Annotated in this window: 18 protein-coding genes and 1 pseudogene; 7 read left to right on the plus strand and 12 right to left on the minus strand. The window is 66.9% G+C overall.

The window, feature by feature from the left end; all coding sequences use genetic code 11:
* The first annotated feature begins 1 nt into the window (after position 1).
* Both ATE67_RS17000 and ATE67_RS17005 read left to right on the plus strand, forming a co-directional pair.
* Entirely contained in the window at positions 2–4,687 is a 4,686-nt protein-coding gene (locus tag ATE67_RS17000; protein WP_058817851.1) for a hypothetical protein, read from the plus strand.
* A gap of 4 nt (positions 4,688–4,691) precedes the next feature.
* Positions 4,692–6,467, plus strand: a complete 1,776-nt coding sequence (locus ATE67_RS17005; protein ID WP_058817852.1) for a hypothetical protein — start codon at positions 4,692–4,694, stop codon at positions 6,465–6,467.
* A 17-nt stretch (positions 6,468–6,484) separates the two neighbouring features.
* On the opposite strand, the gene ATE67_RS17010 is transcribed toward ATE67_RS17005, so the two are convergent.
* From ATE67_RS17010 to ATE67_RS17060, 11 genes and pseudogenes are all read right to left on the minus strand, one after another.
* Positions 6,485–6,907, minus strand: coding sequence for a hypothetical protein (locus tag ATE67_RS17010; RefSeq protein ID WP_058817853.1), 423 nt, complete (start codon positions 6,905–6,907; stop codon positions 6,485–6,487).
* A 201-nt stretch (positions 6,908–7,108) separates the two neighbouring features.
* A pseudogene (locus ATE67_RS17015) lies at positions 7,109–7,611 on the minus strand (substrate-binding domain-containing protein).
* Between the two features lie 171 nt (positions 7,612–7,782).
* Positions 7,783–8,646 carry an ROK family protein gene (locus ATE67_RS17020; protein WP_058817855.1) on the minus strand — a complete coding sequence of 288 codons (864 nt, stop codon included), beginning with the start codon at positions 8,644–8,646 and terminating at the stop codon, positions 7,783–7,785.
* 21 nt (positions 8,647–8,667) lie between these two features.
* Positions 8,668–9,819: a galactokinase gene (gene galK, locus ATE67_RS17025; RefSeq protein WP_058817856.1), complete on the minus strand. Its 1,152-nt coding sequence runs from the start codon at positions 9,817–9,819 to the stop codon at positions 8,668–8,670.
* Entirely contained in the window at positions 9,816–10,826 is a 1,011-nt protein-coding gene (locus ATE67_RS17030; protein ID WP_058817857.1) for a UDP-glucose--hexose-1-phosphate uridylyltransferase, read from the minus strand. The genes galK and ATE67_RS17030 overlap by 4 nt, the downstream gene beginning before the upstream one ends.
* Positions 10,823–12,538 carry a glycoside hydrolase family 36 protein gene (locus ATE67_RS17035; RefSeq protein ID WP_058817858.1) on the minus strand — a complete coding sequence of 572 codons (1,716 nt, stop codon included), beginning with the start codon at positions 12,536–12,538 and terminating at the stop codon, positions 10,823–10,825. Before ATE67_RS17035 ends, ATE67_RS17030 begins: the two co-directional genes overlap by 4 nt.
* Positions 12,535–13,515, minus strand: coding sequence for a Gfo/Idh/MocA family protein (locus ATE67_RS17040; protein WP_058817859.1), 981 nt, complete (start codon positions 13,513–13,515; stop codon positions 12,535–12,537). Before ATE67_RS17040 ends, ATE67_RS17035 begins: the two co-directional genes overlap by 4 nt.
* Entirely contained in the window at positions 13,512–14,555 is a 1,044-nt protein-coding gene (locus tag ATE67_RS17045; protein WP_058817860.1) for a zinc-binding dehydrogenase, read from the minus strand. The genes ATE67_RS17040 and ATE67_RS17045 overlap by 4 nt, the downstream gene beginning before the upstream one ends.
* Positions 14,542–15,801 (minus strand): MFS transporter, encoded by a 1,260-nt coding sequence (locus tag ATE67_RS17050; protein ID WP_058817861.1) that lies wholly within the window; start codon positions 15,799–15,801, stop codon positions 14,542–14,544. The genes ATE67_RS17045 and ATE67_RS17050 overlap by 14 nt, the downstream gene beginning before the upstream one ends.
* Before the next feature lie 11 nt (positions 15,802–15,812).
* The gene (locus ATE67_RS17055) at positions 15,813–17,123 is read right to left on the minus strand and encodes a glycerate kinase type-2 family protein (protein WP_197411983.1); all 1,311 of its coding nucleotides are present in this window, start codon (positions 17,121–17,123) and stop codon (positions 15,813–15,815) included.
* 88 nt (positions 17,124–17,211) lie between these two features.
* Positions 17,212–18,114 carry a LysR family transcriptional regulator gene (locus tag ATE67_RS17060; RefSeq protein WP_058817862.1) on the minus strand — a complete coding sequence of 301 codons (903 nt, stop codon included), beginning with the start codon at positions 18,112–18,114 and terminating at the stop codon, positions 17,212–17,214.
* 148 nt (positions 18,115–18,262) lie between these two features.
* Between ATE67_RS17060 and ATE67_RS17065 the strand changes: the two genes are divergently transcribed.
* From ATE67_RS17065 to ATE67_RS17080, 4 genes are all read left to right on the plus strand, one after another.
* Positions 18,263–20,830, plus strand: coding sequence for a TonB-dependent receptor (locus ATE67_RS17065; protein ID WP_058817863.1), 2,568 nt, complete (start codon positions 18,263–18,265; stop codon positions 20,828–20,830).
* Positions 20,831–20,853: 23 nt separating this feature from the next.
* A complete protein-coding gene (locus ATE67_RS17070; protein WP_058817864.1) occupies positions 20,854–22,125 on the plus strand; it encodes an MGH1-like glycoside hydrolase domain-containing protein in 1,272 nt (423 codons plus the stop codon).
* Positions 22,126–22,130: 5 nt separating this feature from the next.
* Entirely contained in the window at positions 22,131–23,564 is a 1,434-nt protein-coding gene (locus ATE67_RS17075) for a glycoside hydrolase family 28 protein (protein ID WP_156417091.1), read from the plus strand.
* Between the two features lie 65 nt (positions 23,565–23,629).
* Positions 23,630–24,388, plus strand: a complete 759-nt coding sequence (locus ATE67_RS17080; RefSeq protein ID WP_058817866.1) for a phytanoyl-CoA dioxygenase family protein — start codon at positions 23,630–23,632, stop codon at positions 24,386–24,388.
* On the opposite strand, the gene ATE67_RS21495 is transcribed toward ATE67_RS17080, so the two are convergent.
* Positions 24,354–24,647 (minus strand): hypothetical protein, encoded by a 294-nt coding sequence (locus ATE67_RS21495; protein ID WP_156417092.1) that lies wholly within the window; start codon positions 24,645–24,647, stop codon positions 24,354–24,356. The two genes, ATE67_RS17080 and ATE67_RS21495, sit on opposite strands and share 35 nt — an antisense overlap.
* On the opposite strand from ATE67_RS21495, the gene ATE67_RS17085 reads away from it, so the two are divergent.
* The gene (locus ATE67_RS17085; RefSeq protein WP_231728214.1) at positions 24,576–25,607 is read left to right on the plus strand and encodes a tannase/feruloyl esterase family alpha/beta hydrolase; all 1,032 of its coding nucleotides are present in this window, start codon (positions 24,576–24,578) and stop codon (positions 25,605–25,607) included. The two genes, ATE67_RS21495 and ATE67_RS17085, sit on opposite strands and share 72 nt — an antisense overlap.
* Positions 25,608–25,708: the final 101 nt, after the last annotated feature.

The raw sequence follows: 25,708 nt of genomic DNA on the forward strand, positions 1-25,708 counted from the left end.
GATGCCGCCCCCATCCTTCACCTCCCGCGACCTCCGCTCGCTCGACAAGCTGCGCGCGCAGGAGACCAAGATTCAGGACAAGGTCGTGGCGGCCGAGGTCAAATTATCCGAACAGAAGGACAAGCTCGATACCTTGGTCCGCGCAGGCGCCAGCGACGCGAAGATTGAAGCCCTGAAGGACAAGATCGACAAGATCGTTACCGGCCGCGAGACGCTGCGCGACCAGCTCGTCGATATTCGCGACCGTGCGAACGAATTTCACGAACGCATCCCTGATCCGCAAATCGAATCAATGATTCCCAATTTTCGCGCCGACACCCCTGTCCTCATGCTGCCGGTGCGCCTCGAGACCCGTTATTTCGACGGTAACAGGGAATTACGCATCCGCATTTTTCCCGATCAGGTGCATATCGACAACCATGAAACCGAATTGACCGACGACGAGGTCGCAGCGGGGCAATTTTACTGGCAGACGCGCTGGAACGCCGCCAATGCCGAGGCAGAGGCCGAAGCCGGGAAGAGTGCCTTCGCCGAACTGGCGCGTCGCTTTCGCCCCCGGCGCGCCGCGTGGATCGCCTACGCGATGACCCCCACCAATATCGCGCCGCCGCCGCGTCAGGCCGCTCCCGCCTTTCCGGATCCGGTGCGCCGCGCGAGCGCATGGAGCCGCGCCGCCTTTGCCACGCTGCTGCCGACACGATGGGTCGCGGTCGGTTATCTCGGCGACGGCAAGGGCAATCTGACGCAGGCATTCCGGAAATCGGGGGGGATCGTCGCCGACCGGATCAACACCGGCATCGATCCTCGCGCGCAGGCGGCCCCGGCGGTCGACGCCGACGGCGTCGCAACCGAAGTGCCGCTCGACGAGGGTCTCAAATGGATCGCCGATTTCGGCGCCGCCGAGGCAGCCGGCATGGCGATGCGCGTCGTCACCGGCGATCTCGATGCGCCGCTGCGCAACGCCGGGCGCACGCTCGCCGGCATGACGCTGGCTCGCCTTGTCGTCTATGGCACCAACGCCACGATGACCGGCGAAGCGGCGGCGAAGCGGCTCGAGGCACTGCTGGCCGCGCACGTCTATGCCGACGGGCTCGCGCTGCTGACCCCCGGCACTCCGACGAACAACAGCGAGGCCGACGCGTCGGGTTTCGATTCCTCTGATCCCGTCGCCATTGCGGCGATGGACCCGATGCGCGCCGCGCCGGCCTTGACGCCGGGCCTCGACGCCCTGTCGCACGCCTTGGGCGTCAACGCTGCTGCCGCGCATCTCGACCGCATCCGGGGAACCGACGGGGCCGAACAGGTCACAGCGGGCCATATGATCAACGCGCTGTGGAGCGCGACATTGGGCCAGACGCTCGACCAGATGTTTGATCCGGCGATGACCGACGCCGACATTGGCCGGCTTCGCGACCATGCGGTCGCCAACCTGCGTCCTGGCGGCGCGCTACCGACGTTGCGCGTTGGCAGCCAGCCTTATGGCATCCTGCCGGTTACCCCGCTCGCGCTCTTCAAATCGCAGGACAAGGTCGAGGAGAAGCTGGCACAGGTCATCGGCGCAGTGCGCGGCATCTGGACCCGCGCCGCGGACAATGCGCCCTATATTCAGCGTGCCGGCAAAACACTGGCGGAGAACATGGAATCGCTTCTCCAGCACGGTCCGATGGCGGCGTCTAACAGTTTTAGACGCGTCTATGGCCCGATCATGACCAAGAACGCCAATATCGACCCCGCGCTCAGCGCGACGCAGGAACGCACGCGCAGAATGATCCTCGGCGCGCTCGGCGTGTCGGCAAAGGTCAGGATATCGGGGATGACTGCCGAGGCTCGCCAGCACCGGCTCGGCGCGCCTTTCGTACAGGTTAGCTTCGGCGAGGCAGGCGCGCTGCTGCAGCCCAATTATCTGGGCGAGATGGCAATCGAGGCAGGCAAAACGGACGGGCGCGCCGCGCTCGCCGCGCGCGGCAACGCCGGCACCCTGCTCGAAACGCTCGTCTCGCACGCGGCGCTTTACGAACTTGATCGCGCCGCCGCGGGGGTCGTGCACAAGGAGCGCGCCGAGCGCGAGGGCGTCGCCGTCCCTCCTCGCCTCGCGCTTCGCATCGAGGAAATGGTTGCGGTCGACCCACCGAAATTCGAGGAGGTGCGCGGCCGGCCCGCGCGGCAGGTGGTGCTTCAGTCGCCCGCAGACATGGAACGCATGGTCCTGTCCGAACGGACCGGAACCAAGACGGTTGTCAATTATGTCATCGGCCAGCTGTTCGATTTCCAAGGCCGCGACCGCGACGATGTGGCGCGGTACAAATCGATGATCGACAGCCTGAATTATCTTGCGGCCCGTCCAGCGACCGAACTCGACCGCGCGACGCGCGGCACGCTCGACGCCTATAGCTACCGACTCGACGCATGGATTTCGTCGCTCGCAAACCGGCGGCTCGCCTCGTGGCGGTCGAACCCCGCCAGCAAAGGGCTGCACATCGGCGGCTATGGGTGGGTCGAAAATCTGAAACCCGACCGGCGCCCCGACAGCGAGGGCTATATTCACGCCCCGTCGCTGCAACAGGCGCAAGCGGCGGCGGTGCTACGCGCCGGACATCTTGCGCACCGTGACGCCGCAGGCGCGGCGCTCGCCATCGACCTGTCATCGCGTCGCGTGCGCATGGCGCTCATCCTGCTGCGCGGCGTCGCGCAGGGCCAGTCGCTGACCGCGCTACTTGGCTACCGGCTTGAGCGCCGGCTGCGCCAGGCAAATATCCAGTTTGCCAAGTTCATCCTGCCGCTGCGCCGCCTGTTTCCGCTCAATCCGCCCACCGACGACACAGTGCTGGGGTCGCAGGAGGCGATCGCGGCACGCGATGTCGTCGATGCGGTCAAGCTGCTCGACCGGCGGCGCGTCGGCGGCAACTGGTTGCAGGGGTTGACGCTTACGCCGTCGGCGGCCGAAAAGGCGGGCATCGACGCAGTTGTCGCCGAAATCGAAGATATGTTCGATGCGGTCGCCGACCTGCTCGTCGCTGAAGGCGTTTACCAGCTCGTCGGCGGCAACCTCGAACGCGCATCGGCCGCCCTCGGCGGGATGGACCGGCAGAACCGCCCCGTGGAGCCCGAAGTCGTGCGCACCCCGCGCTCGGGCCACGCTTTTGCGCAGCGGGCCGGCACTCTCCTGTCGTCGCAGGAACCTGGCGCAGATTGGGCGGGCTTCCCTGCCGACAGCCGCGCCGTCGCCGAACCCTTCCTAAACGCGTGGGTCGCGCACCTGCTCGGCCAGCCGAAGCAATGGAGCTTCGCCGCGAACCTTGTCATTCCCGGCGGCGGCACGCGCCCGCTTGACCCGGTTGGCCTAGCGGCGTTCGACTGGTCGCCGATCTCGCTTGCCATCCTGTCCGAACCCGGCAGCAACGAGCGGCCAAGCGGGCTCCAGCAGAAACTCGCATCGCTGTTTGCCAGCCAAGTCAGCGCAGCCGAACGCGATGCCGACGCGGAACTCCACCTGATGCCGGCCCCCGCTGCGGGCGCGCGGAACGGCCTCGGCGCGCTCGAAGCCTTGCTGACGCGCATCCGCACCGTCATCAACCGCCACCGCCCGGCGAACGCGCTCGACATCGCCCCACCCGGAACCGAGGCGCCGTCGGGCGTCGACCCCGCGATCCTCGAGAAACGCGCCGACAAGGTCGCGGCGGCGCAGGCCGCGGCGCGCGTCGCCATCGACGATGCGCTGGCGGCCGCCAACCCGTCCGCTTCCACGCTCGCCAAGGCGCTCGACCGCGCCAACGCCGCGGGCGCACGCGACGCGGTGGTGGCCACCGACAGTGTCGAGGCGCTCATCGACCAAGCGGTACAGGTCAGTGGACTGATCGCGCAGGCCGAGGCGCGGCACACCGCGCTCGTCGGTGGTTTCAACGCGACGCTGGCAACCGACGACGATAAGGTTGAGCATCATGTCCGCCGACTGAAAGCGATGCTGGGCGAGGGCTTCCCGATCCTTCCCCCCTTTACCCTGCCCGCCGCGCTGCACAGCGAATGCATGGCCAGCCTGGGCGCCATCGAAAGCCTGCTCGGCAAGGGCGGCGCGCCGCTGCACGGCTGGATGTCGCGTATGGCCGAAGTCCGGCCGCGGCTCGGGGAACTTGCGAGCTGCCTGATCGCCAGCGAGATGGCGGGCGCCGGACTACCCGACCTCAAAATCGCGCAATTCCCGCACGCGCCCGATACGCGTTGGATCGGGCTGCCCCTCGACAAAACCAGCCCTGCGCACGTCGATCTCAGCCTCGTTGTCCACGCGCCCGGGCTCGATCCCGCCGATCCGCCGATGCTGCTCGCGGGGTTGATGAGCGACGACTGGACCGAGACGATCCCTGCCGCGAAGGAAACCACAGCGACCAGCTTTCACTATGACGCCCCCGGCGCGCGGCCGCCGCAGGCGCTGCTCCTCGCCGTCCATCCCGATCCCGCAGCGGGTGGCTGGTTGCCGTCGCAGCTCCTCGCCACGATCAATGAGGCGATGGACCTCGCGCGGATCCGCTGCGTGCGTCCGCAGGATCTCGACATGATGGGGGCGCTGCTGCCGCTCGTCTATCTGCCGAACAGCTATACGCGCGACGTCCCGAGCGTCGATTTCGGCAAGCTTCGGCTGATGGTGGAGGCGATGATCCCCGCCCACCTCGCCACCGTCATGGGAAAGGCCTGACACCATGCCGCTGATCGTCAAAAACGCCGCCTTTGCGACGGCCGCGGTCATCAAGCCCAGCCTGACAGTCTGGTCACGGCTCGAGGTCCAGCCGACGACATCCGACTATGCGCCTGCACTCGCCGCGGGGGTGGCCGATCCGCTGTGGATGCTGGGCCGCCAATGGCAGTTCGGCGAATATGGTGGTGAGGATGCGGGCTCGCCTATCGCGGTAAAGGTCGAGGCCGACGAGGCGGTGCTCGCGCGCTATCTTGCCGGCCCGCTCGGCAACGATCCCGCCGCCGACGCCACGGACTTTGACCCGCTGGCCCAGCCGCTTGAAACATTGGTTGAGTCCGAGGACCCTGAGCTTGCCGGGCCGCTTACGGGTGTGTGGGCGGGCCAGCATTTCCTGCGGATGCTCGCGGCCGCGGGCCTCTCCGACGGGATCAGCGGCGTCGCCGACTATGCGTTCGAAGAGCCCGATGCGGTCGACCGCGATATCGATCCGCAGGGCGCCGGCTGGGTCGAACTCGCCGCGCTCGGCGCCATCGACGGCCACAAGCTCGCCGCCGCGATCACCAAGGCCGACGGCGTCCCCCCGGGAATCGGCAACGAGGCGGGACTGAAGGCGCTGTGCCTCGAATGGCTCGGCTGGTATCGCGGCGGGCTTCCCGCCGAGCGTGCGTCAGCGTGGCTCCCGAACCGGCTCGAATATGGCTTCGCGGCCTCCACCGGTAAAGGCGGCGGCAAGGACGATTTGCTGGTTGCCGAGGAATATGCCGACGGAAGGCTCGATTGGTACAGCTTCGACCTCGCCGATGCGCCGCCGCTGGGGGGCATCCGCACGGTGCGCGACGTTAGGCTGAACCCGATGCTGCCGACCGCAGCGCGCTTCGGGGGCATGCCATCGGACCGGTTTTGGGCTTTCGAGGACGGCAAGGTCAATCTGGCGCAGGTTACCGCAGGGCCGACCGACATCGGGCGCCTGTTGATGCTGGAATTCGCGCTGGCTTTCAGCAACGACTGGTTCGTCATCCCGGTCGAATTGCCGGTCGGTTCGTTGTTCCGCATCCGCCAATTCACCGTGACCGACACCTTCGGGGTGACCAGTCCGGTGGAGCGCGCCGGTGATGCCGCGGGCACCCCCTGGCGGATGTTCGAACTCGACCGCGCCGATGGCGCACGCAGCGACGCTTTTCTCCTCGCCCCCGCGATCGACGCCCGGCTGGAGGGCGACCCGATCGAGGAGGTCACGCTGTTCCGTGACGAGATGGCGAACATGGCATGGGCGGTCGAGCGCAAGGTTCCCGGCGTAATGGGACTGCCGGTCGATCGCTATCAGGAGGCCACCAAACGCAGCGCCTCGCAGCGCTTTGCCGTTCTCAGCAATGTGACTGCCGAACTCGTCTATCGCGTATCGACCAGCGTGCCCGAGCATTGGCTGCCGCTCGTCCCCGTGCCGAAGGACGACCGCCCGCTCGCCGAATTCGGTATCGAGCTAGAACGGCGCGCGATGCTGCGCCATCTCGACGACGGGACACTCGAACCGATCTTCCCGCACGGCATCCTGCTCCGCACCGACCTGTCGAAAGCACCGGCCGACGAACCGGCGCAGCGGCTAGAGGACGAAGAAGTGCCGCGCGACGGCGTCGCAGTAACGCGCAAGGCGCAATTCGCGCGCTGGATCGGCGGCGAGCGACTGCACTGGATCGGCCGCGGAAAAACGCCGGGCAAGGGCGAAGGCGCCAGCGGACTGCGTCATGACATCCGGGTGCGAAAAGACCAATTGTCCTCTTGAGCCGCCGCATATCGAGTTCAGGCCACGGCGGACACCAGCAGGAAGAAGCCGCAGATAACGAGATGGATCGCGTGTTGGAGGACCGTGGGGCGCCCGGTTCCGAGCGTCAGCGCGCCGATCACGAGGGTAAGCCTCAGCAACGCGAGGTGCCCCGGCGGCAGTCCAAGTTCTAGCGGCTGGGCAACGAGCAGCGAGACGATCGCCACGGCGGAGATCGTCAGACAGATGCTCGCGATTGCCGATCCGAGCGCGAGGTTCAGGCTGACCTGCAACTTGTTGTGCACCGCCGACTTGATCGCAGCAATGCTTTCGGGAAGCAGCACAATCGTGGCAACGATAACCCCGACGCACGCCTGCGGAAGTCCGGCACGCTCGATCGCATAGTCGAGCGGATAGGAGAACTGCTTCGCGAGGAGGACTACGGCAACCAGGCAAAGCACGCTTCGCCTTCGACTGAAGCGAACGGGGCTAGTTAGAACCGGTACCGACCGCTTTCAGCCCCGCGGTCCCGCCGTCGAGCCGCGCACGATCAGTTCGTGCGGAAGTTGCCGTCGCACGATCATTTCGCCAAATGCGAGCAGAAGGTTGGCGGCTGCGTAGCCGAAGTCGCGGATCGGTTGGCGGATCGTCGTCAGCGACGGTCAGACCTCCTGTGCAAGGTCTGTGTCGTCGAAGCCCGCGACCGACAGCTGGTCGGGAACCGACACGCCAAGGCGGTGCGCCTCGGCGAGGACGTCGGCGGCTTGGGAAGCGCAAGCAGCGCCGCTGCGGCTGCGGCTGCGGCCCCCGACTGGAAATCGAACTGGCCGGGCCGAACCAGCGCCGCATCGGAGCCGATCCCCGCGCGCTGGAGCGCCTGCCTGTAGCCGGTGAGGCGCTGGCCGCTGGCGAAATAATTGGCATGGCCGGCGACGAGCCCGATGCGGCGATGCCCGAGCGAGATCAGATAGGCGGTCATGTCGTCGGCGGCCTGGACATTGTCGATGTAAACCGCCGACGTCGCGGTCAGATCGGTACCGTCGAGTTGCGCCTGATCGATCAGCGCGCCGATGCCGTCGATAAGACCGGGCGAGTTTACATCGCACGGCTGGACGATCATGCGGAAGTTCGCCTCGCGGCACCGCTGTCCGACCCCGGCCTGCATGTTGAAAATATAATAGGGACTGGGGTTGTCGTGGATCAGCCCGATCTGGAACGAGCGCCAACCCCCGAGCGTGCGCGCCGCGAGGCTGGGGTGATAGTTGAGGCGCGCGGCAATGCTGGCAGACTCCTGTTGCTTTGGCCCGTCACCGGCCTTGCGCCTGTGCTGGCCGGGTCAGGCCCCGGTCAGCGCCAGCGCGCCGAGCAGGCCGGTGTCCTCGCCGAGCGCGGGGGCGACGATGTTATGTTGGGGCGATCCGGCGAAATAGCCCGCTGCCGACTTGGCGGCTTCGGCGCGGACGCGGTCCAGAAGTCCAGGCGTACCGAGCACCCCGCCGCCGAGAACGATGCGCGCGGGTTCGAGGATCGCCTGAAACGTCTGCGCCGCCTGCGCAAGATACCACGCAACGATCTCGTGCCCGATATGATCGGCGGGCAGGTCAGACAGCGACGCGCCCCAGCGCGCGATGATCGCGGGGCCGGCGGCCAGGCCTTCGAGGCAATCGCCGTGGAACGGACAATGACCCGCAAAATCCATGTCGGCGGGATGGCGCGGCATCCGGATATGGCCCATCTCGGGGTGGCTGAGGCCGTGGACCAGCCGCCCGCCGACGACCGCGCCGCCCCCAACCCCGGTGCCGACGGTCAGGTATAGGGTCGAATTCGTCCCCTGCCCCGCGCCCCATTTCCATTCGGCGAGCGCGGCGCCGTTGACGTCGGTGTCGATTGCGACCGGACAGCCGAAGGCGCGCGTGAAGGGCCCGGCGATGTCGGCGTCGCTCCAGTGCGGCTTGGTCGTGCGGGTGATGTGACCCCATTGGGGCGAGGCGCGGTCGAGATCGAGCGGGCCGAAGCTGGCGATGCCGACCGCGGCATAATCGGCGCCCCGCGCGCGCAGCCAGTCGACCGCGGCGGAGAGCGTTTCCTCGGGGCGCGTCGTGTCGATGCGGGTGCGCGCGTAAATCTTACGGGACGCATCGCCGACGCCGACGATGAATTTGGTGCCGCCCGCTTCGATCAGCGCGATTTTGTCGGTCATATGCTGTCCCTCGCGCCGGCTTCAGAGGAAGGACGCGCCATCGTGGGCGCGTTCGACCATGACCAGCGGCTTCGTGCCTTTGGGGGTTCGATAGCGCGCTTCGATGTGGGCGACCACCGCTTCGACTGCGTCGGCCTCGACCAGCGCGACGACCGCGCCGCCAAAGCCGCCGCCGGTCATGCGCGCGCCGCCGCTCTGGCCAATTGCGGTTTGCAGTTCGGCGACCAGCGCGTCGATCGCGGGCAGCGTAATCTCGAAATCGTCGCGCATCGAGGCATGCGAGGCCGCCATCAGCTCGCCGAGTGCGACGAGATCCCCCGACGTCATTGCATCGGCGGCGGCAAGCGTGCGGGCGTTTTCGGTGACGACGTGGCGCGCGCGGCGGTATGCGACCAGGTCGAGATCGGGCTGCGCGGTTTCCAGCTGTTCGCCCGTCACATCGCGCAGTGCCGGCGCGCCGAGCTGGCGCGCGACGGCCTCGCACTGCGCGCGGCGTTCATTGTAGTGGCCGTCGACAAGGCCGCGGCTGATGCCCGAGTGGACGATCAGGATCGCCGTTTCCGCAGGAAGAGCGACCGGACGCACGTCGAGATTCCGGCAATCGATCAGCAACGCATGGCCGTCCGCGCCGTGTGCCGAGGCCAGCTGATCCATGTTGCCGCAGCGCATCCCGACGAAATCGCACTCGGCGCGCTGCGCGATCAGCGCGATCTGCGTGGCGTCGAAGCGACCCGGCGCGAACAGGCCGCCGAGCGCCATGCCGCTCGCCACCGACAGCGACGCGGACGAGGACAGGCCCGACCCCTGGGGGATATCACCCGCAACGAGCATGTCGAGGCCGCCGAGGTCGACGCCCTCGGCTTGCAGGACGCTGGCGACGCCGCGGATATAATTGCACCAGGGTTGATCCGCGTCGCGCGCGATCGGCTTCGCCAGGTCGAATTCGCTGACCGCATCACCAAAATCGGCGGCGATCACGCGAACGATGCTGTCAGGACGGCGGCGCACCGCGACGATGCTCTGCAGGCCGATGGCGGCGGGGAGCACGAAGCCGTCGTTATAGTCGGTATGTTCGCCGATCAGGTTGACGCGGCCCGGCGCGCGAACCGCAAGATCGGGCGCGGCGCCGACGATGGCGGCAAAGCGTGCCAGGGTACGGTCGGCGAGCGTCATGGCTTCACCCCGCGCAGCCGTTCGGCCGCCTGTTCGGGGGTCAGGTCGCGCTGCACCTCGGCGAGCATTTCATAGCCGACCATGAATTTGCGCACCGTCGCCGAGCGGAGGAGCGGCGGATAGAAATGCGCGTGGAGTTGCCAGTGGCCGGCATCACCTTCGCCGAAAGGCGCGCCATGCCAGCCCATCGAATAGGGGAAGGCGCAGTCGAAGAGCGCATCGTAGCGGCGGGTGATCTCGCCGAGGATCGCGGCGAGGTTCTGGCGCTGCCCGGCTGCCAAATCGGGCAGGCGCTGCACCGCGAAGCGCGGCAGCAACAGCGTCTCGAACGGCCAGCTCGCCCAATAGGGCACGATCGCGAGCCAGTCGTCATGCTCGACGACGACACGCGGGCCGCCAGCTTCGCGTTCGGCGAGTTCGAGGAGCATCGGCTTCGCCCCCGTCCAGCCGCGCTGGTTGGCGTCCTCGCGCTCGATCTCGGCAGGAACATGCTTGGTGGCCCAGACCTGCCCGTGCGGATGCGGGTTCGAGCAGCCCATCATCTCGCCGCGATTTTCGAAGACCTGCACATGGGCGTGGGTGCGGCCGAGGTCGGCGCATTGGTCGCACCAGCAGTCGACGACCGCCGCAATCTCGGCGTCCGACAGCAACGGCATCCCTCGCGCATGATCGGCCGAGAAGCAGATCACGCGGCTCGTTCCCGACGCGGCTTCGGCGCCGAACAGTGGGTCGTCCGAAGTCTCTGGCGCCGGCGTGTCGGGGAGCAGCGCCGCGAAATCATTGTCGAACACGAACGGCCCCGAATAGGCGGGGTTCGTCACGCCATTGGCGCGCGTGTTGCCGGGGCAGAGGTAGCAGGTCGGATCGTAGCTCGGCGGTGCCTCGGTCGCCGCCCTGCCCTGCTCGCCCTGCCACGGCCGCTTCGCGCGGTGCGGCGACACCAAAATCCATTCGCCGCGCAGCGGGTTGTAGCGGCGATGCGGATGCTCGGCCGGGTCGAAGGTCATGGCCAGATCGCTCCGGCGCCGTCGGTGCAGCGGCTCTCGCCGGTCTCGGGATCGAGCCGCAGTTCGAGCGTCCGCCCATCGGCGAGCGTCGCGCGCTGGACGATCAGCGCCTCGCCGTTACCGAGCGAGGGATAGCGGCATTCGGCGACGTCGAGACCCGCGAGCGCGTCGAACAGCTTTGTGCGTTCGGATGTCAGCTCGCCGAGATGGTCGCTCGTCATCAGCACGCCGCCCGACAGACCCGCAAGCAGCGCGAGGCTTTCCACCTGCGCGTCGGTCAGGTCATGGAAGCGGTCGCGGAGCAGGATGCAGTCGGGATCGGCCTGCCACAGCCGGCCCGCCGCATGGTTGCGCGTCGCCTGATCGCGGAGCAGACTTTCGGCCGACTGGTCGCCCGACCATTTGACCCCGACGTCGCGCCCGATGCGGATCGCATCAACGAGGCCGACCGAAGCCCAGAGCGGACAGCCGCAGCCGAGCCACAAGGCGTCGCCTATCTCTTCGCGGATGATTGCCCCCATCCTGCGCCAGATTTCGATGCGCGAAAGGCCCGATTGATGCCAGAGTGCGCGGTCGGGGCCATATTCGGCGCCAAAAAACATGAAGTCGGTCTTGAAATAGGCGGCGCTCCATTCCTGCGCCCAGGTGCGAAACACGCGCCGGATCCAGGCCTCGGCATCGGGATGCGTGATGTCGAGGACATAATATTCCTCGCTGCGCTTGTGCCAGCGAAACTCGCCGTAAAAGGCCATCTGAATCAGCGGCTTGCCGGTCGCCTTCTCGCGCACCACCCAGTCGGGATGCTCGACATAGAGCCGGCTGCGGTTGCCGACCATGAAGGGTGCGATCCACAGGCCGGGCGTGAAGCCGGCGTCGGCAATCTCGGCAAGCAAGGGCTGCATCCCGCGCGGAAATTGCGGTTTGACGTCGAGCCAGTCGCCCATTTCGGAGGTGAAGCCGTCATCGATCAGGAAGATGTCGAGATCGGAGCCGTGGGTGTCGCGATAATGCGCGGCCGCGGTCAGATGTTCGCGGATATTTTCTTCGTTGATCGCGGCGTAGAGATTGTACCACGAGCACCAGCCCTTGATCCGCTTGTCGGGGATGCGCGGCGGCGTCGGAGAGGCGGCGGCGACCCGATCGGACCAGCGGATCAGCGCGATCTCGGCGTCGGGGTCGGCGTAGACGAACAGGCTTTCGGCCGCGACCCGGCCGGTGCGGTCGAGCAAGGTCTCGACGTCGATCGTCATCGCCGCGCTATCGCCGCCAAAGCGGAAGCGGTTCTGGAAACGGTCGTGGCGGTCGAAGCCGACAACCAGCGCACCCTGCCCATCGGTCGGCACCAGTGCGGTCATCGCGAAGCCGAGCGTGGGTTCCTTGCCCGGCGGCGCATCGCCCGCGGGGGTGCCGGGATCGGCGAAGAAGCTGCCGTCCCAGCTGTGATAGCCGTTGCGCAGGTAGCGCCGGACGCCGCGCACCGCGCCGAAGCGCAGCCCGAGCGACAGCGGCGCTGCGTCGAGGCCGCTCGCCGAGACGTCGAGGCGGACCATATCGCCGTCCGCGAGGACCGCGAGGCGGATCGCACCGCCTGCTTCCAGCGCCCATTCGACGCCCCCCGGAACCTCGCTCGCGGGCCGGCAGGCAGGGACGGCGCCATCCAGCAACGGCTGCACCTCGTCCAGACGAACGCCGCTCTTTTCGAGTGCGATCATGCGGTCAGCCGGATTTCGCGGCGCTCGTCGGCCGATTGGCGCGCCGCCAGCGCGAGCTTCAGCGAAGCCGCGCCTTCGGCGAGCGCGATATAGGGCGCCGAGCCGGTCGTGATCGCGCGGTGCACGTCGGCTAGTTGCGCGACGAAGGGATCGGTCGACCCGGCGATTTCCTCGGCCGCGACCTCGCCGGCCGTGCGGGTCAGCACCGCGTCGTTCCAGCTGGTGAAGCGACCGGTCATGCGCTCGGCATAGACCGCCCATTCCTTGTGCCATACGCCCGGCACGGCGATGTTCGAAGCGTTGAGCGTCGCGATGCGGCCGTCGTCCCAGCCGAAGACGATCGCGCTGATATCCTCGACGTCATAGCCGGGCGTGCCGTGATGCGCGAAGTTGGTCCGGCGGGCATAGACGGTGTCAGGTTCGCCCATCAAATGACGGATCAGGTCGACCTGATGGATCACCTGCTCGAGGATCTGGCCGCCCGATTTCGCTTCCTCGCGCCACCAGTCGGCGTGGAGCGCGTTGCAATGATAGGCCCCGGCGTAGAGACCGACCCGCCCGGTATCGGCGGCCTTCCAGCGTCGCACCGCGTCGCCGAAGCGATACATGAAGCCGATCGCCGCAACGACGCCGGTGGCCGAGACGTCGGCGACCATCGTATCCGCCGCCGCTTGGGTCAGCGCGATCGGCTTTTCGACGAGCAGATGGACGCCCGCCTGCGCAATGCGCTCAACCTCCCCACTGCGATTATAGGGGGGCAAGGTGGCAATGACGAGATCGAGATGCTCGTCCCGCAGCATCGCGTCGAGATCGGTATAGGCGGCGGCGTGGCGCTCCGCGGCAAACACGCGTGTCCGCTCAGCATCGCGGCCGCAACACGCGACCAGTTCCATGGCGTCCGGCAATTGGGCTACGGCACCCGCATGGCGCGCGCCGATGCCGCCGCAGCCGAGCAGGCCGACGCGCAGGCCGCTCATGCGCCGAACTCCAGCATTGCCTGCAGCATGCCCGGCGCGCCGGCGTCGAGCTGCTCAAAGAGCGTCGGCGCATCTTCGAACGGCGCGCGGTGCGTGATCAGCGGTATGAGGTCGAGCGTGCCGTCGTGCTGCAACTCGATCGCGGCGCGCCAGAGCCGCGGTTTCGACCAGCGATAGCTCGCGTCGGGCGACACGCCCGAGATTTGCGAGCAGATGAGCTGGATGCGGTTGTGGTGAAATTCCTCGCCGAGCTTCAGCCCCGGAATTGCGCCTTGAAAAAACCCCATCGCGACGACGCGCGCGTTGTATGCGGCGGCGCGGATCGCCTCGCCGAGCGCGGGCGGCGCGCCCGACACCTCGATGCAAGCATCGGCGCCGCGGCCGCCGGTCAGGCGCTTGATTTCTTCCGCCGCACCCGCGGGCTCAATCGCGAGATGCGCGCCCTGACGCAGCGCGATCTCTCGGCGCCCGGCGTCGGGGTCGATCGCGATCACGCGCGCGCCCGATGCCCGTGCCGCCTGCGCGACGATCTGGCCCGGCACACCCAAGCCGAAAACCGCGATCGTGTCGCCGATGCGGATCTGCGCGTCGTGGACGCCGTTCAGCGCCACCGCGCCGATGTGCGAGAAGATGCCGATGCGTGGGTCGGCGCCCTCGGGCAGCAGCCGCTCGCGCGCATAGTCGGCACTCGCGACATGGTGCGTCTTGTGGTTCCAGGTGCCGAAGAGGCGCTGGCCAACCTTCAGATCGGTGACACCGCTGCCGACCTCTATAATCTCGCCCGATTCCTCGTAGCCGAGGTTGCGGACGGGCCAGTCCCAGCTCGGCACCTCGGCATCGACGAACAGCCGCTGCGCCTCGTCGAAGCGGCGGTGCATGAAGGGGTTTGTGCCGCGATACTGGGTGAGCTCGGTGCCCGCGCTGATCCCCGAGAAGAGCGTGCGGATGCGCACCTCATCGGGAGCGAGCGGAGCGAATGCGCCTTCCTCGAACACCAGCGTGCGCGGCGCAGTGAGGACGAGCGCCTTAGGCGGCGACATGGACGATCTCCTGATTGGCCGCGACGCCGCGGCGAGCCTGCAAGCGCGTCGCGAGCAGGAGGATGACGGCGAGCGCATAGAGCCCCGCCATCGCGACGATGCCCGACCCCATACCGAAACTCTCGCCGATCCGCGCGACGAGGATCGGGGTGATGCCCGCGCCGATGAAGCCGATCATCGTCATCATGCCGACCGCGGTCGCGCGCGCGTGCGGCGGCACGACGTCCTGCATCGCGGCATAGATGCAGCCGTCGAACAGCCCCTTCGCGATGCTGGTCGCGACCAAAACCATGCCGATCTGCGTCGCGGTCTTTGCCCCGAGCAACGGCAGCAACAGCAGCGCGGCGAGCCCGAGTCCGATCGCCAGCGTCGTAAAGCGCCCGATCGGCGATTTCTTCGCCAGCGTGTCGGCGAGCAGGCCGCCGAGCGGCACCGCGCAGAAGCCCGCGATATTGATCGTCGCCGCCCCGACCCACGCCGATTCCGCCAGATTGAGACCGAGCAGATTCTTGACGAAATAGGGCGCCCAGAAGGTCACGCCGGTCGACGCCCCGGTGGCGAGCGCGAATACGAGGCACAGGATCAGCGCGGCGGGAATGCGCAGCACGATGCCGATCGGCTCGGCGGGCTTGCCCTGTTCGGCGGCGGTGTGGACGATCGGCGCGTCGTGGAGGAAGAACCACAGCACGCCGACGTAAACAAGGCCGATGCCGCCGAAGATCAGGAAGGGCGCGTGCCAGCTGAAGGCGTCGGCGATATAGCCTGCCGCGACCGCGCCCAGCCCCGAGCCCGCGAACACCGCCGTTTGGTGGAGGGACAGCGCGCGGCTGCGCATCGACGGCTTGTGCCAGTCGCCGATCAGCGCGGTTGCGGTAGGGTAATAGGTCGATTCGCCGACCGCGACCATCGCGCGCATCGCGAGCAGCAAGGCGAAGCCCGTCGCAAGGCTCGATGCCCCGGTCGCGACGCTCCAGAAGACAAGGCCGAAGATGATCAGGCGGCTGCGGCGCACGCTGTCGCCGATGCGCCCGGCGATGAAGGCGCCGACGGCATAGATCCAGAAAAAGACCGAGCCGAGCAGCGCGAGCTGCGTGTCGGTGAGGTCGAATTCGGCCTTGAGGTCGGGCAGCACGGCGAGCAGGATGTTGCGGTCGGCCGCGTTGAGGAAGGCGACCAGCCACAGCAGCCCGATCAATATCCAGGGGTAGTTGGCGCGCGACGCCAAACCTTGCTTGATCCCCGTCATGTCTCTCTCCCTTACGCCGCCGGGTCGATCAGGATCGCCCGGAAGTCGTTCACATTGGTCAGCGTCGGCCCGGTAATGACCAGATCGCCGAGCTTCTCGAAAAAGCTGTAAGCGTTGTTCGACGCCAGATATTCGCCGGGATCGATCCCGGCGGCGCGCGCCCGCGCCAGCGTGTCGGGGCCGATCGTCGCCCCCGCGGCATCGTCGGTGCCGTCGATGCCGTCGGTGTCGCACGAGATGGCGAAGATGCCGGGCTCGCCGTTCAGCGCAATCGCCAGGCCGAGCAGATATTCGAGATTGCGTCCCCCACGTCCGGCTTTGTTGGTAACGGTGACGGTGGTCTCTCCGCCCGAGATGATGACGCGCGCGGTGCCGTCCTTTGCCATGCGGCGTGCCAGCGCGGCATGGCTTGCCCCCAGGTGCCGCGCCTCGGCCTGCAACTGGTCGCCGAGGTTGGTGACCTGATAGCCCGCGGCGCCCGCCATCGCCTGCACGGCGCCGAGCGCATCGCGCGCCTTGGCGATGATCTGCGTCTCGCCCCCCGCGATGCCGAGCGCATCGGCGGTGGGGGTTTCGTTGGCGGGGTCATTCAGCGCGGCGGCGACCTGCGGCGAGGGGTCGATACCATATTTTGCGACGATGTCGCGCGCATCGGACAGGCTGGTCAAATCGGCGACGGTCGGCCCCGACGACACGAAGCTGGGATCGTCGCCCGGGATGTCGGAGATGATCCAGGTCGTCACATGCGCCGCGCCCGCAGCGACCGCGAGGCGGCCGCCCTTCACGCGCGAGAGATGCTTGCGAACGCAGTTGATTTCTTCGATCGTCGCGCCCGATTGCAGCAAGGCGCGCGTGATCTGCTGCTTGTCGGTCAGCGTCAGTCCCGCCGCGGGCGCCGCGAGCAGCGCCGAACCGCCGCCCGAGAGCAGCAACAGCAGATTGTCCCCCGCCTCGAGCCGGGTCGCGAGCGCGAGGGCGCGGTCGGCGGCGACCAGGCTGTTCTCGTCGGGATAGGGGTGCCCCGCCTCGATGATCTCGACATCGGGCCAGGACGGCGCGGGTTCGGGCAGATGACCATGGCGCGTGACGACGAGCCCGTTCAGCGGCTGCTCGGCGCGCAGCTGCGCGACGCGCATCATCTCGGCCGCCGCCTTGCCGACCGCGATCACCACCGTTCGGCCGTGCGGCGAGTGCGGGATCTTGCGCGGCATCGCGACCTCGGGACTCACCGCGCGAACCGACTCGCGAAACAGCGCGATCAGCTGCTCGCGCCGGCTCGTCCTGCTCACCTGATCGGCCTCGGTAGCGATGACACCCTCCACTTATGATTTGCCCTTTGGGGTGAAGCAGAGCGGCAAAAACGCCTAGCGCCAGATTGCGGAACACTTTGTTCCATATTTGGCAACGGACTCAAATTTCCCACGACAGCGTCGGTCTCAGCTTTTCGGTCAGATAGTCGATGAGCGATCGGACACGCACCGGCACCCCCTTGGGATCGGCGAACAGCGCATAGAAACTCATGTCGGGCGCCTGCCAGCCGGGGAGCACCTCGACGAGCATCCCCTCGGCGAGATCGGCCTTGCAAAGGAAGGCGGGCAGCGTGGCGATGCCGAGTTCGGAGCGCACCGCGTGGCGCAGCAGGTTGAGGTCGTTGCAGACGAGGCGCGGCGAGAATTCGACCGTCACCTGCTCGGTCGCAGTGTGGAGCGGCCAGCGTTGGCGGCGATCGACGGTGCCGGTCGCGAGCAGGTCGAAGCGCGGCAACTCGACATGGTTCTGCGGCATGCCCTTGCGCTCGAAATAGCCCGGCGCGCCGAACAGGCCGCATTCGGTGACGCCCAGTTTGACCGCGACCAGTTCGGAGTCGGCGAAGGGTCCGACCGCGAGCGCGACGTCGAACCCGGCGCGGAGCAGCCCGACGGCGTCGTCGGTCATCACGCTGACGAGTCGCACGTCGGGATAGAGATCGAGGAAGCTTGCGAGCAGCGGACCGATCAGGCTTTGCCCCAGCACATAGGGGATCGCGATCTTCACGACACCGCGCGGGACATTCTGGCGGTTCTGCAAAGCGCGCTCGCCGTCGCGCAGGACGCCGAGCGAGCGGAGGCAATATTCGAAGAACAACGCCCCGTCCTCGGTCACCGTCACCGAGCGCGTCGAGCGATGCAGCAGTTGCACGCCAAGATTCTCTTCCAGACGGGAAATTCGCCGGCTGACGGTCGATTTGGGTAGCCCCAGCGCCTGTCCCGCCTTGGTCAGGCTTTCGGTCTCGACGATCTTTGAAAAGACCTGCAGATCGCCCAGATCGAGCATCGGATTCTCCGTGAGGTTGCGGGTTATAATGCCATTGCCAGCAACACAGCGTTGCAACAATACGGGCTTTCGTCAACCGGCCTCGCCCTTCAGTTTTCAGGTCAAAGGCCTGTCAGAGGCCGGAACAGACCTATGGGAGGAGACCATCATGACCGTCCACCGCCGCTTTTCGCGCACGTTTCGCACCGCCCTGCTCTGCACCGCGCCGCTCGCCGCGACGCTGATTCCGCTGCAGTCGGCCTGGGCGCAGGACGCCGAGGTCGCCGCGGATGAAGCCGTCGCGGACGACGCAGACACGATCATCGTCACCGGCACCAGCCGCCCGCGCGTCGCGCTCGACACGCCGCTCGCGGTCACCTCGGTCGGCGAGGATTCGCTCGCGCGCCTCGGCGTCAGCAGCCAAGCCGACATTCTCGCCAGCATCCCGACGATCAAGGCCGACGCCGGCGGCGGCGAAGTCGCGTCGAACGTGTTCGTGCGCGGCCTGCCCTCGGGCGGGCAGTATCAGTTCACCCCGCTGATGTATGACGGCATCCCGGTGATGTCGACGTTCGGGCTCAACTCGTCGGCTTACGACGTCTATTACCGCAACGACCTGGGCATCTCGCGCCTCGAGTTCGTGCGCGGCGGCGTGTCGAACCTGTTCGGTCCCGGCTCGGTCGCCGGCCTGATCAACTATATCAGCAAGACCGGAAGCGACGAGCTGGAAGGCACGGCGCAGATCGAATGGGCTGAAAAGGGCCGCTATCGCGGCGACGCGGCGATCAGCGGGCCGCTCGGCGAAAATCTGTTTTTCGCGCTGTCGGGCTTTTATCGCAAGGACGACGGCCCGATCAAGACGGGCCTCGATACCGAGGGCTTTCAGCTTCGTGGCAACCTGAAATACGAATTCCCCGACGACAGCGGGTCGATCACGCTTTACGGCCAGTATATCGACGATCAGGTGCAATTCTACTTGCCCGTCCCGCTCGACGGCACGACGCGCAACCGCATCGCCGGCAACGACGGCAAGAAAGTGTATCAGCTGCTGACGCCCGACGTGGCGGGGCTCGGCTTCAACACCCCCGACGGCCCGTTTACGACGCAGATCACCGACGGCGTGACGTCCAAGGGCGGACAGGTCGCGGTCGCGTTCGACAAGAAGTTCGGCGACAGCGGCTGGGGCATCAACGGCCGCGTCAAATATTCGGATTATAAGCACAAATTCGGGCTTTGGTCGGACGGCGATGGCGTGGTCAACGTCCCCGAGACACTGAACGCCTTCGTCACCAACGCCGCACGCCGCGGCCAGATCCCCGAGCTCAACGGCATCACCGCAGCGAACGCCAGCTTCACCTATGTCGGTGGCGGCGCCGTTCCGGCCAATGCGATCCTGTTCGCCAACCGCATCACCGACCGCAACCGCCCGATGCACGATCTGTCGGCCGAGCTCAACCTGACGAAGGAAGCGACGACCGGCAGCATCGAGCACAGCTTCACCCTCGGCGGTTTCTATGCCGATACGGTCGCGCGCGACGTCAATGTGACGACAACTTTCCTCGGCGCGTTCAACAACCAGCCGCAACTCGTCAACCTGACCGTCACCAATCCGGTGAGCGGCGCGACGACGATCATCTCGCGAAACGGGGTGCTCAACGCCGGTGCCGGCTATGTCAACAACCGCCACCAGGCCGAGCGCTATGCAGTCTATTTCGCCGACCAGATGCAGATCGGCGACCGCTTCAACTTCGATATCGGCGGCCGCGTCGAACATTATAAGGGCGACATCAGCCGCGAGCGCACCTCGACGACCGTTACCGACGCGACGACGCCGAACCTGTCAGGCGCGCTGCGCGACGTGGTCTGGGGCAACGACGGCTATCTGACCGGCAAGGTCTCGACCACCGAATGGGCGATCGCGGCGGGCGGCCTCTACAAGCTCACCGACGACGTCAGCCTCTACCTCAACGCCAGCCGCGGCTATTTCTTCCCCGAAGTGCGCGCGGTCGGCTTCCTGCCCTTGCCCGCTGGCACGGCGGCGAACGCCAACGTGTCGCCGGGCACTGCCAGCTACGAGGGCGAAATCATCAAGCAGGTGCAGGGCGGCATCAAGGTCAGCCAGCCGGCCTTCAGCCTGGAGGCATCGGCCTTCTACACCAATCTCAAGAACCGCCGTCAGGTGCTGTTCGTTAATGCACCCGGCGGCGGCTTCCAGGAGCTCGTCAATCTGGTCGCGACCGAATCCTATGGCGTCGAGGCCGTGTTCGACCTGAAGCTCCTAACCAACCTGCACTTCAACGGCAATTTGACGCTGCAGAAGGCGAAATATACCGAGTTCCAGGCGAACGTCGGCGGCGTCCCGACGTCGAACCCGGCGATCATCGGCAACGACCTGGAGCGCCAGCCGCAGCTGCTCTACAACGCCGGCCTCTATTATGACGACGGCGCGCTCGACCTGTCCTTTTTCACCAACTACACCGGCGACAATTTCACCGCGTCGAACAATGCGATCAAGCTCGACGGCTGGAACATCGTCAACCTCGACGCCGGCTATACGGTGCCGATCGGCAAGAACAGCCTGCGTCTGGGGGTGAATGTGTTCAACCTGTTCGACACCGACGCCACGACCGAAGGGTCGCCGCGTCTCGACAACAACCAGACCGTGGGCGGCGCCTATTTCGTCGGCCGTCCGGTCCTGCCGCGCCGCATCACGGCGCGCGCCACCTTCAACTTCTGACAAGAAAACGGGCATCCGCGACAATGACTATCGAAACGCTTGACGCGGGTGCCCGCGCCATCCTGACTGCCAACGATCGGGGCGGCTACACCGTCCCCAACGGCCGGGTCTATCCCTTCCAGTGGAACTGGGACTCGGCCTTCGTCGCCCTCGGCTTCGACACCTATGATCGCGACCGCGCGTGGCAAGAGGTCGAAACCCTCTTCAGCGCGCAGTGGGACGACGGCTTCCTGCCGCACATCGTCTTCTGGCAGGACGACCCCGGCTATTTCCCCGGGCCGTCGGTCTGGGCGACGGGCAAGACCCCCGTCACTTCGGGCATCACCCAGCCGCCGGTCGCCGCGACGGTCGTGCGCAAGCTTTGGGACAGCGCGATCGCGGCAGACGCCGACGATGCGTACCGCCTCCGCCTCGAAAGCCTGTTCGACAAGCTGATCGCGTGGCACCGCTGGTTCCGCGACTATCGCGATCCCGACGGCCGCGGCGTCGTCGTCGCGATGCACCCGTGGGAAACGGGCCGCGACAATTCGCCCGAATGGGACATCCCCGGCGAGCCGATCGATATTTCGAACGTCGGCGAATATACGCGCCGCGACACCGGCCACCTCGACGCCAAGATGCGCCCGACCAAGCTCGAATATGACCGCTATCTCGCGCTCGTCCAGTACGGCGTCGCGCAGGGCTGGGACCATGCAAAGATCACCGCGGGCAACCCGTTCAAGGTCGCCGATATCGGCATGTCGATGATCCTGCTGCGCGCGAACCGCGACCTGCTGCACCTAGCCGACTATCTCGGCCGCGACGGGGAAGCCGCCGAAATCCGCGCGATGATCGCGACGGCCGAAGCCGGAATCGACTGGCTGTGGGACGAGGACAAGCACAGCTGGTGCTCGCGCGACCTGCTCACCGGCCGCTCGTCGGGCTTCATCACCAGCGCCTCGTTCCTGAGCTTCTACGCCGGGCTCGCCGATCCCGCGAAGGACGCGGCGATGCTCGCGCACCTGCACCGCATCGGCAGCAAGGTCACATATCTGATGCCCAGCCTCGATCCCGAGGATCCGGGTTTTCAGATGATCCGTTACTGGCGCGGCCCGGTGTGGGCGGTGGTCAATTACATGATCGGCACCGGCCTCGCCGAAGCGGGCTTCGATGCCGAGGCGGCGCGGGTGCGGCACGACACGCTCGCACTGATGGAACGCAACGGCTTTTACGAAGCGTACAGCCCGGTCGACGGCTCGGGCAGCGGCGGCGACGATTTCTCGTGGACCGCGGCGATCTGGCTCGCCTGGCGCTGACGGGCATGCGCAGTTGGTCCGTTCTTGTGCTGGGGCTGGCGTCGATGGCGCTGGCCCCTGCCGGAACGGCCGTCGCCCAGCCGCCGGTCGCGGGGACCTGCGACGTCGCCCGCTATGCCGCCCCCTCCGACGGCCGCAAGCTGGCGACCGCCGCGATCCAGAAGGCGATCGACAGCTGCGCCGCGCAGGGCGGCGGCGTCGTGCTGCTCGCGCGCGGCACCTTCCTCAGCGGCACGATCGTCCTGCGCGACAATATCACGCTCCGGATATTGCCCGGCGCAACGCTGCTTGCCTCGCCGCGGATCGAGGATTTCACGCCTTTCCCGGCGGAGGATGTGCCCGCAATCATGGTCGACGGATCGACGCAGAACAAGGGCAACGGCCCCTATCATCTGATCCATGCCGATGGCGCGCGCAACATCGCGATCGACGGCGGCGGAACGATCGACGGCAATGGCGAAGCCTATTGGGACAAGGACCCGGTGCGCTTTTTCGTGTCGCGCCGGCCGCGGCCGACGCCGCTGATCGAATTCGTCGCGAGCGAGCATATCCGCATCGAAAATATCACCATCCGCGATGCCGCCGGATGGACGATCCATCCGCTCGAATCGTCGGACATCCGCATCGCCGGCGTCACGATCCGCAACGAGGGCCGCGGCCCCAACACCGATGCGATCAACATCGATTCCAGCCACAATGTGCTGGTATCGGACGCCAACATCGTCGCGGGCGACGATTGCGTCGTCCTCAAGACCACGGGACGCCGCGGCCAGCGTCCGCCGCCGCCGACCTATAACGTCAAGGTGTCCGGCGTCGTCTGCTCGTCCGACGATCAGGGGATCAAGATCGGCACCGAAAGCCTCGGCGATTTTCGCGACATCATCTTCGACAATATCCTGATCTATCACAATCCGTCGCTCTATCGCGGACCGACCGCCGCGATCTCGCTGTCGATGGTCGACGGCGCGCGCTTCGAAAATGTCATCGTGAGCAATGTCGTCATCCGCGATGCCGCAACCCCCCTGTTCCTGCGCCTCGGCAATCGGGGCCGCGGCCAGGCAACGCCGGTGCCCGGCAGCCTGCGGGGCGTCATCTTTTCGAACATCATTGCGACGGGCGGCTCGCTCGCCTCGTCGATTACCGGTCTGCCGGGACATAAGCTGCGCGGCGTCACGCTGCGCGATATCGACTTTACGATGAAGGGCGGCGGCGAAGCGATGACGGCAGCGGTGCCGGAGGCCGAGGGCGATTATCCGCACGCGCCGATGTTCGGCCCCCTGCCCGCGTCGGGTCTCTATGTCCGGCACGTCGACGGGCTGATGATGCAAAATGTCCGCCTGCGCACCGAGGCGCGCGATGGACGCCCGGCGCTGGTGCTCGACGATGTGACGGGCGCCGATCTGGATGCAATCTCGGAGCGCAACCTGCCTCCCCGCTGATCAGCTATAGGCAGGCCGGAAACGGCACCACTCGTGTATGCTCAGACCATAAGGAGGCCGCTGCAATGCTGAGCGAAGAGCAGAAGACATTCTACGACGACCAAGGCTATGTCCTCGTCCCCGGCCTGTTCAGCGCGGAGGAGGCCGCGGCCTTGCGCGCCGAGATGCACCGCATCGCCGATAATGAAGGCAACAGCGACGCGACGTGGGACAGCGTGCGCGGCGGCGGCACCACGATCACGCACTGCCACGACGTCCATTTTCGCTCGGCGATGGTGACGCGGTTGCTCACGGATCCGCGCCTGACCGGCATCGCGCAGGACATCATCGGCCCGAACGTCCAGCTTCACCACAACAAGATGTTCATCAAGCCGCCCGAGAAGGGATCGCCCTTCCCGATGCATCAGGACTATCCCTATTTCCCGCACCGCGACCATTCGATGATCGCGGTGATCCTGCACTTCGACGATGCGCCCGAGGAGAAGGGATGCCTGCGCGTCTATCCCGGCACGCACAGGCTCGGCCCGCTCCCCGCCGAGGGTGAGGATCACCACGCCTCGACCGAGACCTATCCGATCGAAGGCGCGACGCCGATCCCGGCGAAGGCGGGCGATGCGCTGTTCTTTCATTATCTCACCGTCCACGGATCGGGCCTCAATACCTCGGACGAGCCGCGCACGACCTTGCTGATCCAGCTGCGCGATCCCGCCGACGTGCCGCTGAACGACCGGCACAGCTCGCGCGGTCAGGGGATGATGCTGGCGGGCATCGACCCGACCGCGGGCGCGTTCAAATTCGCGTGGGAAGACGATCGCGCTGCCTGACCTCCTCGCCTGGCTGCCGCTGCTTCTGTCGTTCGGCAACCCGGCGGCGAATGATCGCTGCGCCGCCCTCGCAAGGCTGAAACTCGACAAGGCGGTCATCGAAAGCGCCGCTGTCGCCACCGGCATCTGCCGGGTCAGCGGATCGGCCCATCCCGTTGCGGGATCGAATATCCGCTTCACCGTCTATCTGCCCGCCCCCGAGCGCTGGAGCGGGCGCTATTACCAAATCGGCAACGGCGGCTTTGCCGGCGCGATTCATTTGCCGACGCTGGGCGAAGGCGCACGGCGCGGCGATGCAATCGCGGCGACCGACACCGGACATCGGGGCAACGGTTTCGATGCCAGCTGGGCGCCGGGGAATCCTGTCGCCCTCGCCGATTATGGCTGGCGCTCGATCAAGGCCACGCGCGAAGCGGCAGACGCTCTGGTTCATGCCTATTACCGCCGCGATCCGCACCATCATTATTTCATGGGCTGTTCGAACGGCGGACGCATGGCGCTGATGGCGGCGGCGCGCTGGCCCCAGGATTGGGACGGCGTCATCGCCGGCGCGCCGGCCAATCCCTGGACGGTCCAGTTGCGAAATTTCGGCGCGGTGCAGGACGCAATGCGGGCGCCCGGTGGCTGGATCGGCACCGCAGAGCGGGCGCAGACCGACTTGTCCCCGCCGCAACGGGCGACGCTCAACGTCATCGTCGCGGCGGGATATGCGCCCGCTGCGATCACCGCCGACGATTGGACACGCTGGGTCGCCAATCCCGACCGGACCCCGCAGTCGCAGCTGACCTTTGCGGAGCAGTCGCGCACGTATCTGTTCAAGCATTTCAGCGACGAAGCGTTAGTGGCGGACCTCGACGTGCAGCCGGGCGATCTGCAAGCCTTTCGTGACCGCGGCGGCAAGATCCTGTCCTATTTCGGCTCGTCGGATCCGGTGATGGCGCCCGGGCTGGGGGTCGACTGGTACGACGCCGTGCAGGCCGCGACGCGCGGCAGGACCGCCGACTTTTATCGCCTCTTCCTGATCCCCGGCATGTCGCATTGCCAGGGCGGCGCGGCGGCGACGAGTTTCGGCCAGTCGCTCGACGCGCCCGCGGTGCGGCAGGACCGCGAGCATGACGTGCGGCTGGCGATGGAAGCATGGGCCGAGCGCGGCATCGCGCCGTCGGTGCTCAAGAGGGAGGCGGGGTCGAAGCGCACCGTCGTCCGCCGCCTGCGCTGAGCGCGCAGCGGCATAGGTGGATCGACAGCGATCAGCGCCGCCCTGAAGCAGGCGAGCCGACCGGTTCGCCAAATTTCTTTGCCGTCCGGCGCTGTCCGGTT

The sequence above is a fragment of the Sphingopyxis sp. H050 genome, from assembly GCF_001468265.1.
Classification (GTDB): domain Bacteria; phylum Pseudomonadota; class Alphaproteobacteria; order Sphingomonadales; family Sphingomonadaceae; genus Sphingopyxis.